This window comes from Psychrobium sp. MM17-31 (assembly GCF_022347785.1).
Classification (GTDB): domain Bacteria; phylum Pseudomonadota; class Gammaproteobacteria; order Enterobacterales; family Psychrobiaceae; genus Psychrobium.
Window position 1 is genome coordinate 561,838 of the sequence record NZ_JAKRGA010000002.1, and the last position, 13,344, is coordinate 575,181.

Annotated in this window: 4 protein-coding genes; 3 read left to right on the forward strand and 1 reads right to left on the reverse strand. The window is 44.5% G+C overall.

Annotation, left to right across the window (positions count from 1 at the left end):
* Nucleotides 1-45: 45 nt before the first annotated feature.
* The gene (locus MHM98_RS07075) at nt 46-5,565 is read left to right on the forward strand and encodes a carboxypeptidase-like regulatory domain-containing protein (protein ID WP_239438558.1); all 5,520 of its coding nucleotides are present in this window, start codon (nt 46-48) and stop codon (nt 5,563-5,565) included.
* A 147-nt stretch (nt 5,566-5,712) separates the two neighbouring features.
* On the opposite strand, the gene MHM98_RS07080 is transcribed toward MHM98_RS07075, so the two are convergent.
* Complete coding sequence (locus tag MHM98_RS07080) at nt 5,713-8,517, reverse strand: bifunctional aconitate hydratase 2/2-methylisocitrate dehydratase (protein WP_239438559.1); 2,805 nt, start codon at nt 8,515-8,517, stop codon at nt 5,713-5,715.
* A gap of 460 nt (nt 8,518-8,977) precedes the next feature.
* Here MHM98_RS07080 and acnB point away from each other — a divergent pair, with 460 nt between their 5' ends.
* Nucleotides 8,978-11,563: a bifunctional aconitate hydratase 2/2-methylisocitrate dehydratase gene (acnB, locus tag MHM98_RS07085; protein ID WP_239438560.1), complete on the forward strand. Its 2,586-nt coding sequence runs from the start codon at nt 8,978-8,980 to the stop codon at nt 11,561-11,563.
* 191 nt (nt 11,564-11,754) lie between these two features.
* Nucleotides 11,755-13,287, forward strand: a complete 1,533-nt coding sequence (locus MHM98_RS07090; protein WP_239438561.1) for an AbgT family transporter — start codon at nt 11,755-11,757, stop codon at nt 13,285-13,287.
* Nucleotides 13,288-13,344: the final 57 nt, after the last annotated feature.

The following is a 13,344-nucleotide window of genomic DNA, read 5'->3' on the forward strand; positions in this document are numbered from 1 at the left end:
GCTATCTTTAAGTAGTCAGCTAATCCACTTTACACGGAGTTTGAAATGAACCTTCACCAACGCGCCTATTTTCTTATGCAGCGCCTGTTTTTGATTATTGGCATTGTTGCAATCAGTGCTTGTAATGACGGACCTGAAACGAATCAATCCAAGACCAAACCAACAACTCCTGATTTAGCTGCTAATGCAGTTGGTGAATTTATGGTAATCGATGACGAGCAGCAGCCTGTCAGCGATGCCATCTTTGTATTAAAAGTGGAAAGTGACGCTGCAATTACGCTGGGAATGAGTGACGCTGACGGTAACTTTTCATCACATGTTTTTCCCAGAGGCAAATCAGCCAATTTAACCGTCAGTAAAGAAGGATTTCTCGATACTGTTATTAGCTATGATGCGATTCCCAATCTTGATACGCTCGAATTACAAAACGTTGTACTTTCATCAAGCACACCAAAGCCTGAGCCAACAACCTCTTACGCTTCTTTCGTAGTAAAAGACGAAAGCGGTCAAGCACTCACTGATGCCTCTGTCACTCTATCTATTGAGCAACAAGCACCAATTGATATTGGCAACACTGATAGCGAAGGCAAATTTTCCTATAGCGACTTCCCTAACGGCAAAAGTGTCAAAGTAACCTTTTCAAAAGCGGGTTATTTACCACAAATTATTGAATTTAACGTGCCAGAGAAATCGCAAACACTCGATCCCAAATCGCTCACATTAACAAAAGAAGTACCGGAGCCAACAACCTCAACCGCATCCTTCTTTATTCAAACTCCTCAAGGCGTTGCTATTGATGAAGCAACTTTGACCCTGAATATTGCAGATAAAGAACCTGTTTCTCTAGGAAAAACCAATGCATCTGGTTTTCTGGCATCTAGTGTATTCCCCAACGGTAAAGCTGTTTCAATTGCCGTGACTAAATCTGGATTTGCCAATCAAGTTATTCAATTTGAAGTGCCAGACACTAGCCAACAAATCAGTCCACAAACCATTACCCTTCTTGAACGCGTTGCCGCAAAAACTTTTGATGGCTCGCAGGACAGCGAAGTGAAAGGCGATGACGGGGCCCAAGTCGCCGTTAAAGCAAATGCCTTTGAAAATGCGCAAGGCGAGACGATAAGCGGTGACATTAAATTGCATATCACGCCAGTTGATGTTTCAAATGATTCTGCCGAGCAAGGCGGTTTCCCAGGTTCATTCTCAGGCATTACCGACGATGATGAAACTGTCAACATTGTGACCTACGGTACTACCGAATTTGTATTTACTGACGATAATGGCAATGAATTACAACTTAAAGATGGTGAAAATGCCGATATTTTATTACCAATCTATTTAACCCAGCACATGGATGGCACACCAATCAAAGCTGGCGATAAGATCCCCTTATGGCACCTTAATGAGGAAACAGGTATTTGGCTCCAAGAAGGCGAAGGTGAAGTAGTTGTGTCAAGCAGCTCACCGACAGGCTGGGCATTATCTGGCACAGTCAGTCACTTTACGTGGTGGAATGTTGATGTCGCGCCACCAGAGCAGCAAGAAGGCCTCACTTTCGAGTTAAATATAGATACTCAGCTGGATAATGACTACCGCGTTACCTACCGTGTCGCGCCACTCAATAGCCGTGCGTCAACAGCTATTGACACTTTTGAAGTAACCAACGAACAAGTTAAAGCAGGCACCATAGTAAACGCGTACCCGGTATTTATGAATATTCAATTGATTGTCGATATTTATATCGATCGATTAATTGATGATGAAGGATCCTTTATTCCTGTTTATCGCGACACTCGTTCTATTCGCGTCCCACGCAATATTCCAAAAACTATCACCATCGATATCGAGGACACGCAAGAAGCACCGAAGGTATTTTTACTCGATGATGAGCCTCGCGAATCATTACCAAACGTTGACGACGCAATTACGTTGTTTGATGGAAAATTCAATAAAGTTAAATTTTTAGGCACAGAAGATTTTGTTGTTTGCATCGATTGCAGTGAGCAAGATGAGCTAAAAGTGACTGTGGTGCAAAGTGACATCAGTGATGAGCAATGGGACAACCTAAAAATAAAGTTTGATTATCAAGAGCGCACCTTTTCATTGTTAGGTGAACTGCCGCACCGCGCCGCGCCTTATACGATGACATTAAAAATAAGTGATGGCGCAAATAACGAAGTTACCACTGAGCCAATTGCGATCAAAGTAGTCGGAACACCAACACTATCTTTCGCTAGCGATAGTATCGATTTAAAAGTTGGTGAAGAGTTATCTTGGCAAGACATTGTAGTCAATCAAGGTCGTGCACCATTTAAGTACTTTATCGAGAGCATTTCGAATGCTGACCAACTCACTACCTCAATCGATAATTTAGTCTTTAGTAGTCAAGGAGCGTTAACTGGTATTGCTGCATCACCGTTAACAGATCTAACGATGACATTTTACGCTACCGATGCTAACGGCTTAAAAAGTCCGACATCAGCACCTCTAACTATCAATATTGAAGCCGTAGGTGTTGCGCCAAGCTTTGCGAACGCCACCAGCAACGTCACATTAAAGTTAAATGATAATTGGCAGTCAAACAGCACGTTAAGTGGAAGTCCGGTGACCAGTTATGAAATTGATGGCGAACTCCCTCGCGGTTTAAGTCTCAACGACAACACGGGCGTAATTAACGGTGACATTGACGTTGTCGGCCAATACAGCTTTAAACTTGTGGCTAAAAATGAGTTTGGACAAGCGAGTAAGACTTTCTCACTTGATGTCGCCATAGATACATTGACCCAAGGAGACGCTTTTTCATTTGCGTTAAATGATTATACCCAAGGTACTGATAGCGCTTGGACCTTAATTGGACAGCTACCTGCTGGTTTTGTGTTTGATGGTGCATCAGGCGAGTTCTCCGGCATCAGCTACGCCACGGGTAACTTCCCTATCACGCTTACTCAAGGCAGTGACCTCACTGTTAAATTAACATTGGTGTTGCAAAGCGCAGACAATCAGCCGCCTATAATTACTTCACTAACGCCATTGACTGTCACTCATGGCCAACAAACCGAGCTTGCTGTAAGCGCAAGCGATCCCGAAAACGGCGCTTTAACCTATGCAATAAGTCTTGTTGAAGATGTTACTGGTGTATCTCTAGTTGACGACGATAGTGATACGCCGAGTCTAGATGTCGATTTATCGGTGGTTGCCAACACACAAGTTAAAGTAAAAGTGGAAGTCAGCGACCGTTTTGGCGTTGAAACCGAAAAGACTTTTGACGTTACTATTGCCCAACAGCCGGTTACGCTTGGTTTACAAGACGCATATTTGCCAACAGCAGAACCCTTTAGGATCAGAAATTTTGATGATGTATGTTATCTAATTGGTGGCCGCGATAATGATATATTCACGCTTGGCATCGACAGTAAATGGCAACGCATAGCGAACCAAGGCACGGCAGAAATCAACCAGTTTAGTGTGACTGATGTGATTAAACTGTCTAATGGTACTGTGCTGTGGACTGGTGAAAATAGATTAAATACTGCTGGTGCTGGCCTTGGAAAACTCAACGATGATGGCACACTAGCGTCCTTTGCAAACTTGCCTGTGATTGATAACGGTAAACACGCTGCATTTTCAACGTTAATTTCTAACGGTAGTACTGTGATTGCAGCGGGGCACAATCAAATCCTTTACAGCAATAATGATGGTGAGACATGGCTGCGCAGTGATATGACTGCTGGTGCTAGACCTGTAATTACTAGCGATAAGCATAGTTTCACCATTCTAGACGGGGTTTATGCAGCAGGTAATTTCACGCTAGTTGGTGAGTTTTCCGATACCACTGACGAATCAAATCGCCAAGCTGGCTATCTAATCATTAGCAGCAGTGACAACGGCGCAACATGGACACCAGTAGTTACGGATTTACAAACCATTGCCAAAGATGTGAGCGATGATTTTGGCGAATTCGACTTCACGCCACGACAAACTGAATTGCAGCGCATTGGAAAAATAACCAACCATACTAGCGTTCACAATGGTCGATTAAACGCCATCGCCTTTGATTCTACCAATAATAAGTTTATTGCAGTAGGTTCTCCCCAGTATCGCGGTTATGCCGAAGGTTTAGAATTGCCAATATCGAACGCGGTCTACAGTAGTGACAATGGCACCGAGTGGACTAAGGTTGCAATGACTCCCCGCGATGTTCAACGCGGTGCGAACGATAACGACTATATTACCCGCTCAGGTTTATCGAGTGTAACTCATCATCCAACCCTCGGCTGGCTAGCTACCGACAACACGCTAAAAAACGGCCAAGGCTTGCTTGCGAGTGTTGATGGAGTAACGTGGCAAACAGAGCAACAAATTGCACTGAACACCATTGCCCGCTGTGATAATTCGCAACAGCAACGCTGGCTCGCCGCGGGAAATAATTACAACGAGTTGGTGATTAATGACGCCGCGATCACCGTCAATAATCAGCAAAATGCGCTATTAATCCAAAAGACTTTTATCACTAACAATAATACAACGTTCACCGCTTTTGGTATTGAACTTCCCGTCGAGCAAGAAGTCATGCTTCGCTCAACCGACAGTGGAAAAACGTGGAGCCGTGCGCCAATTGTTATCGCTGACAATCCAAATGGCGAACGCGTTGAATTTATCGACATGGTTAAAATCAACGATAATAGCTGGTTGTCGCTAAGTGCTAATTCCTATCATTCATCTGATGGTGTGAACTGGACTAAAGTAGTCAGTCCTAATATGGTGAATGGAAAGTTCTCTGCATACTTTCAACTATTTAGTAGTGACAACAAGGCTCATGTTATCGTCGAGCAAGAAGATAACCTTGGCAATGCCCATTTCTTCTATCGCAATACCAATAACGGTTCAATTTGGTCAGATCCCGTTGCCATCGATATTGGCGATTTCTCGGGTTTTACGAGAGGATCACTACGCTTTAGCGAAGACAGTAGCAAGCCTTGGCACATGACCAATGTGAACAGTAATCAGAGTATTGCAATTTCTACTGCAGACGCTGTTGGAGAATGGCAGTTAACCGCTGAAGATGTGTGTAGCAATGAAGCAGAATGTGATATCGAAGAAGTTAATGTTCGAGCAGCACCGCTATCGACCACCGAGTTATTTAGCATGCAATACAGCGAAACTTATAGCGAACAATTAGATACAACCTGTTTCGCCAGCGACTTAAAGTGGTGGCACAAACAAGACGACGATAGCTGGTTATCAACTGATACCAACTTGGCGTCACTAACCCGAAATCAAGGCTGTAATGACGAACAACCAGCACCGCTACAAGTATTAAGTCACAATAACGGTAACTTGGTAGAGCTGCGTACTGAAAATGGACGCAATAGCTATTTTAGTGAAGATAAAAGCTCTTGGCGCAGTTTTAACTTTGCTAACTTCCCACTACAACAGGTTAGCTACTCACCCACGGCAGTATTAGCGACCATAGACACCTCTGACAGCGGCCAGTTCTTGTTTAAGCATTCAGCTAGCTTGCTGGGCGTATCCAATCATCGACTAGTGGTGGTTGAGACGGAGTAATACCTCAATAAATTGTCCCCAAGAGCAAGCAACTTCGCTACTTGGGAACATTTTGATTCTTTGCCAAAAACTAAACGGCAATCAGACAACAAAAAGCCCCGCCTATCAATCGATAAGCGGGGCTTTAAACGCTCTAAGAACTAACGATTAAACGCGTTTTACAGGAACTGCAGCATCGTATTTAGTTGTCATTTCTTCTGTAGGCGGAGTAAAGCGTGTTAGGTCGATGCCTTCAACTGCTGACTTGTACTCGTCCATAGTTGGGAAACGACCAAGCACTGTTGAAAGAACTACTAACGGTGTAGAACCTAGTAGTGATTCACCTTTCTTATCGCTTGCATCAGCTACAACACGGCCTTGGAATAGACGTGTTGAAGTAGCGATTACAGTGTCACCTGGTTCAGCTTTCTCTTGGTTACCCATACATAGGTTACAACCAGGACGCTCTAGGTACATGATGTTGTCGTACTTAGTACGTGCTGCTTCTTTCGGGTTAGTATCGTCGAATACGAAACCAGAGTACTTAGCTAGGATATCCCAGTCGCCTTCAGCTTTTAGCTCATCAACGATGTTGTACGTTGGTGGAGCAACAACTAATGGTGCTTTGAATTCGATAGCACCGTTTTGCTTCTCAAGGTTACGGAACATTTGCGCGATGATTTGCATATCGCCTTTGTGAACCATACAAGAACCTACGAAACCTAAATCTACTGGCTTGCCATCGTAGTAAGAAACTGGACGAATAACATCGTGAGTGTAGCGCTTAGATACGTCTTCGTTGTTTACGTCTGGATCGGCAATCATTGGCTCAGCAATAGCGTCTAAGTCAATTTCAACTTCAGCGTAGTACTTAGCGTTGTCATCTGGTGCTAGTGCTGGTTGCTCGCCAGACTTGATGCCTGCGATACGCTCGTCAGCTAGCTTGATTAAGCCACCTAGCATGCCTGCTTCGTTTTCCATACCCTTGTCGATCATGATTTGGATACGGCTCTTAGCAAGTTCGATAGACTCGATTAACGTCTCGTTGTTTGAGATACAGATAGACGCTTTCGCTTTCATTTCTGCAGACCAGTCAGTGAACGTGAACGCTTGGTCAGCTAGAAGAGTACCGATGTGTACTTCGATGATGCGACCTTGGAATACGTTTTCACCGTCGAACTGCTTAAGCATTTGTGCTTGTGTAGCATGTACGATATCACGGAAGTCCATGTGACCAGCCATGTTGCCTTTGAACGTAACTTTTACCGACTCTGGAATTGGCATTGCCGATTCACCTGTTGCAAGCGCAATTGCAACCGTACCTGAGTCAGCACCGAATGCTACACCTTTAGACATACGCGTGTGAGAGTCACCACCGATAATGATTGCGCGATCATCGATAGTGATGTCGTTCAATACTTTATGGATAACGTCAGTCATTGAGTGGTAAACGCCTTTTGGATCACGTGCTGTGATAACACCAAATGCGTTCATGAATGCCATTAGCTTAGGCGTGTTAGCTTTTGCTTTGTTGTCCCATACAGAAGCTGTGTGACAACCAGATTGGAAAGCACCGTCAACGCTTGTTGAGATAGTAGAAGCAGCCATAGCTTCTAATTCCTGACAAGTCATTGGACCCGTAGTATCTTGAGAACCAACGATGTTTACTTTAACACGTACGTCAGAACCGGCGTGTAGCGGCGCGTCGGAAGCAACACCTACTGCGTTGCGGTTAAAGATCTTCTCAACAGCAGTTAGGCCTTGGCCTTCATGAGAAATTTCTTTTGATTGTGCGTAAACGGCTGGCGCATCAACACCTAGCGTTTCCGCTGCGAAAGTTTGTAGCTTCTTACCGAAAGTAACAGCATAAGAACCGCCAGCTTTCATGAACTCCATTTTTTGTGGAGTGAATGCCGAAGAAATGTCTGCTAATTCGTCGCCGCCGTTGAATAATTTCTTCGCTTTCGTGTCGATAGTTAACACAGTACCTGTAGCAACTGAGTATGCTTCTTCTAGTACTGGGTCGCCGTTAGCATCTGTTACTGTGTTGCCGTCTGCGTCTACTTTCTTAACCCAGTTTTTAAGGTCAAGACCGATACCACCTGTTACGTCAACAGTAGTTAGGAAGATAGGTGCGATACCGTTTGTACCAGCAACAACTGGTGCAATGTTAATGAATGGAACGTAAGGAGACGCTTGCTCACCAGCCCATAGTGCAACGTTGTTAACACCTGACATACGAGAAGAACCAACACCCATGGTGCCTTTTTCAGCAACAAGCATAACTTTCTTGCCTGGGTGCTGCTCTTGAAGAGCAACGATTTCTTGCTGTGCTTCAGGTGTAATCATACACTGGCCGTGTAATTCACGGTCCGCACGTGAGTGAGATTGGTGACCTGGAGATAATAAGTCAGTTGAGATATCACCAACACCAGCGATGTAAGTAACAACTTCAATTTTCTCTTGAACTTCAGGAAGTTTAGTGAAGAACTCAGCGTTTGCGTAGCTTTCTAAAATGTCTTTTGCTACAGCATTACCCGCTTTGAATGCATCTTGTAAACGTGCAGTGTCAGCGTCGTATAAGAATACTTGCGTCTTAAGTACTGTTGCCGCTTGTGTTGCTAGTTCAGCATTATCACCTAGTGCTAAGTCTAGAAGTGCTGCGATTGATGGACCACCTTTCATGTGAGAAAGCAATTCGAAGGCAAACTCTACTGAAATTTCAGCAACAGTTTCTTGGCCTGTGATGATTTCTTTTAGGAAAGCGGCTTTAACACCTGCAGCACTTGTTGTACCTGGCAGAGTGTTGTAAATGAAGAATTTTAAAGACTCTTCGCGGTGCTCGTTACCAGTATCTTTGATTTGAGCGATGATTTCAGATAACAGCTCTGCGCTGTCGATTGGCTTTGGCGCAAGACCTAGTTCGGTTTTACGGCTTTCAATTTCTGCTAAATAATCTAAATACAGACTCATTGGACACTCTCTCGCTATCTAACGCTAATGCTCATTGTCATTAGCTGGGAATAATTTTGCGGCACATTTTACCTGATTTTTTGTTTACTATAAATCCTTTGAATGCGCAAACGACATTCATGCAGATTATGGTTAACATAAATAATTCATATACAAGTGTAGCACTCATATCAATTGTGACAACGTGTTAAATCTTCGGCAAATTATCCTGCAATTTCACTCGTTAATTAGTCGTACAACTAACTTTACCGAAATATATAACCAACTGATATTTAATAACTATCAACAGCGTACATAATGAGGATTAACAATCTACACCCTAAGTCGAGTCAACAAATTTGATTATTTCCGTAAGATGGTGATTAAAAATCAATCGTTGTTGGTTAACGTATCGTGAGAGATTTGTAGTACTAAGAAATAAGCTCTCCACCAACACTTATAATAATAAGAGGTAATCACTGTGCTTGAACAATACCGTAAACACATCGAAGAGCGCGCCGCAGAAGGCGTTGTTCCTAAACCATTAGATGCAGCGCAAGTTGCTGAATTAGTCGAGTTAGTTAAACAGCCACCAGCGGGCGAAGAAGAATTAGTCTTAGATTTACTTACCAATCGCGTGCCACCGGGCGTTGATGAAGCGGCTTATGTTAAAGCAGGCTTTTTAGCCGCGGTTGCTAAAGGCGATACTAGCTCTCCTATTTTATCTAGTGAACGCGCGACTGAACTTCTTGGCACCATGCTCGGCGGCTATAACATCGCACCGATGATCGATTTATTGGATTCTGATCTTGCCGATACCGCCGCCGCTGGCTTAAAGAAAACGCTGTTAATGTTCGATGCCTTCTTTGATGTAAAAGAAAAAGCCGATGCGGGTAACGCAGCCGCTAAATCAGTAATACAATCATGGGCAGATGCCGAATGGTTTACTTCTCGCAATAAAGTGAGCGAAAAAATCACCGTTAAGGTGTTTAAAGTCACTGGTGAAACCAATACCGATGATCTCTCCCCTGCCCCAGACGCGTGGTCGCGTCCTGATATTCCAGTGCACGCTAAAGCCATGTTAAAGATGGAGCGCGATGGCATTACTCCTGATGATGCTGGTCATGTTGGACCAATCAAGCAAATCGAAGCACTGCAACAAGACGACATTCCACTGGCTTATGTCGGCGATGTTGTCGGCACAGGCTCTTCACGTAAATCCGCTACCAATTCAGTATTGTGGTTTATGGGAGAGGACATTCCGTTTGTGCCTAACAAGCGCACAGGCGGTGTCTGTTTAGGCGGAAAAATCGCACCAATTTTCTACAACACTATGGAAGACTCTGGCGCGCTGCCAATCGAGCTTGACGTACAGCAAATGCATATGGGAGATATTATCGATATTTACCCGTATGAAGGTGTGGTCAAAAAAGGCGACGAAGTCATCTCAACCTTTGAGCTAAGTCCAGTATTGCTTGATGAAGTGCGTGCAGGCGGTCGTATTCCTTTAATCATTGGCCGCGGCCTAACAAGCCGCGCTCGCGAAGCCCTTGGCTTAGGCGAAACCGACTTATTTGCTAAACCTGTTGATGCAACAGACACCGGTAAGGGTTATACGCTAGCGCAGAAAATGGTGGGGAAAGCGTGCGGCGTTGAAGGGGTTCGTGCAGGTCAATACTGCGAGCCTAAGATGACAACTGTTGGCTCACAAGACACCACAGGGCCTATGACACGTGACGAGCTTAAAGATCTTGCCTGTCTTGGCTTTTCAGCAGATTTAACCATGCAATCTTTCTGTCACACATCTGCTTATCCAAAACCAGTGGACGTAAACACCCATCACACGCTACCTGATTTCATGATGAATCGCGGCGGCGTGTCTCTGCGCCCCGGCGATGGTGTTATTCACTCATGGCTCAATCGTATGTTATTGCCTGATACTGTGGGTACAGGCGGCGATTCTCATACTCGCTTCCCGCTCGGTATTTCTTTCCCAGCAGGCTCTGGTCTAGTGGCATTTGCCGCTGCAACTGGCGTGATGCCGCTTGACATGCCGGAGTCAGTATTAGTGCGCTTTAAAGGCGAGATGCAACCGGGGATTACGCTACGCGATCTAGTACACGCGATCCCTTATTACGGTATTAAAGCGGGAATTCTCACGGTAGAAAAAGCAGGTAAAGTGAACGAGTTTTCTGGTCGCGTATTAGAAATTGAAGGTCTTAAGGGGCTTACCGTCGAGCAAGCTTTTGAATTATCTGACGCCTCAGCTGAACGCTCAGCAGCAGGCTGTACTATCAAACTTGAAGAAGACGCGGTAAAAGAATATCTAGAATCAAACATTGTGATGCTCAAATGGATGATTTCTGAAGGCTATGGTGATGTGCGTACCATCGAGCGCCGTATCGCTGGCATGAAAGAATGGCTTGCCAATCCATCACTAATGACAGCCGATAGTGACGCCGAATACGCTCATGTACTAGAAATCGACCTTAATGACATTAAAGAGCCTATCGTTTGTTGTCCTAATGATCCTGACGATGCCAAGCTATTATCAGAAGTTCACGGCGCTAAAGTCGACGAAGTCTTTATCGGCTCTTGTATGACTAACATTGGCCACTTCCGCGCGGCGGGTAAACTGATTGATGCTGCTAACACCACCTTACCAACACGCATGTGGGTGGCACCACCAACTAAAATGGATGCGCAGCAACTCACCAACGAAGGTTACTACAATATTTATGGCCGCGCTGGCGCACGCATCGAATCGCCGGGTTGTTCACTGTGTATGGGGAACCAAGCTCGCGTTGCGGAAAAATCAACGGTACTCTCAACTTCAACCCGCAACTTCCCGAATCGTTTAGGTACCGGCGCCAATGTCTACCTAACATCGGCAGAGCTCGCTGGTGTTGGCGCGATTTTAGGTAAGCTACCAAGTCCTGAAGAGTATATGGAATACGCCAAGCAAATCGATGCGACGGCAGCTGATACTTATCGCTATCTCAACTTCCATCAAATGGAGAGTTACACCAAGAAAGCAGAAGGCGTTATTTTACAGCAACCTGCGTAATTAAAGTTTCTACAACTTAATCTGAACGGCGTGATAGCAATATCACGCCGTTTTTCTTTGCCTTATTGAAGCTAAATATAAAGACAAAAAGTAGTCACAACTGTTATAACTGCTCATAAAATGGTATATACATTAGTCGCAATTCTCACTGTCCACATACAGACAGCACAGAACAATAATAAGGACTAACTATGACACAACCTTCTTTAACCCAAAGAATGCTCAATCGCGTCGAGCATTACGGGAATAAGCTGCCGGATCCGGCAGTTCTCTTCATTGCCCTCCTCGCTTTTGTTTGGGTGCTATCTTGGGCATTGTCAGGCATCGACTTTTCGGCAATCGATCCACGCACTGGTGAAAAAGTAATTATCCATAATCAGCTATCAGGCGAAGCGATCACCAACTTGTTCTCGACTATGGTGACCAACTTCTCTCACTTCCACCCAGTAGGCGTAGTGCTAGTTGCCATGCTAGGTATTGGCGTTGCTGAGTATTCTGGTTTTATTAACGCAGGACTTCGTTCGCTACTTGCTAAAACATCAACGGCACTATTAACGCCATTAGTAATCTTGATTGGTATAGTTTCACACACTGCAGTGGACGCGGGTTACGTGTTAGTTATTCCACTAGGTGGCGTTATGTTCTACGCCGCAGGTCGTCATCCTCTTGCTGGTATCGCAGCGGCATTTGCCGGTGTATCAGGTGGTTTCTCGGCGAACTTTGTACCATCGGCCATCGATCCTATGCTGCAAGGTATTTCACAAGCTGGTGCACAAATTCTCGATCCTAAAGTAGTGTTAAACCCATTAAATAACTACTACTTTACTGCAGCATCGTCATTACTTATCACGGGCTTGGGTTGGTTTATTACTGACAAAGTTGTTGAGCCCAAATTAGCGGACAACAAGCTCGATGGTGATCTAGAAGATTTGCCAAAGATGGAAGCGCTAACTGAAAAGGAAGGCAAAGCACTAAGTTACGCATTGTGGTCAATTGTTGCAGCTGTGGCAGTATTAATCGCAACTGCCGTTCCGGAATCTTCACCATGGCGTGGTGCAGACGGCACGTTAACTGCGTTTACCGCACCGCTAATGAAGTCTATTGTACCGCTTATCTTTTTGTTCTTCTTACTACCGGGATTGGTTTACGGTATCACCATAGGCAAAATTAACAGCTCTAAGAACTTTATCGAAGGCATGTCGACGGCGATGTCAGGCATGGGTTATTACCTTGTTATCATGTTCTTTATTGCCCAGTTTATTTACTCATTTGGTCAGTCAAACCTCGGTATTTTACTCGCAGTAAATGGCGCTGAATTCCTTAAAGCATTAGAACTACCAGGCGCTGTAACCATTGTCGGTATCATCGTTTTAACAGGCTTTATTAATCTGTTTGTTGGTTCAGCTTCGGCTAAATGGGCGCTGTTAGCACCTATTTTCCTACCAATGCTAATGCAACTTGGTATTTCACCAGATTTAGCCCAAGCGGCGTATCGCATCGGTGACTCGAGTACTAATATCATTACACCACTAATGCCTTACTTCCCACTAGTGGTAGTGTTCTGTCAGCGCTACGTAACCTCAGCAGGTATCGGCACGTTAACAGCAATGATGCTACCGTTCTCAATTGCCTTCATGGTGTGCTGGACTATTTTCCTACTTATCTATTGGTCAATTGGTATTCCATTAGGCCTACAAGCCACTTACCAATACATCGGTGGTTAATTAATAAAACTTAACCCCAATAAAAAGCCCCGTGATTTTTCAATCACGGGGCTTTGT

Excerpts from the sequence above, each read along its gene's own strand:
- MHM98_RS07090 (WP_239438561.1), top strand. The coding sequence starts at position 11,755 with ATGACACAACCTTCTTTAACCCAAAGAATGCTCAATCGCGTCGAGCAT.
- MHM98_RS07075 (WP_239438558.1), top strand. The coding sequence starts at position 46 with ATGAACCTTCACCAACGCGCCTATTTTCTTATGCAGCGCCTGTTTTTG.
- MHM98_RS07080 (WP_239438559.1), bottom strand. The coding sequence starts at position 8,517 with ATGAGTCTGTATTTAGATTATTTAGCAGAAATTGAAAGCCGTAAAACC.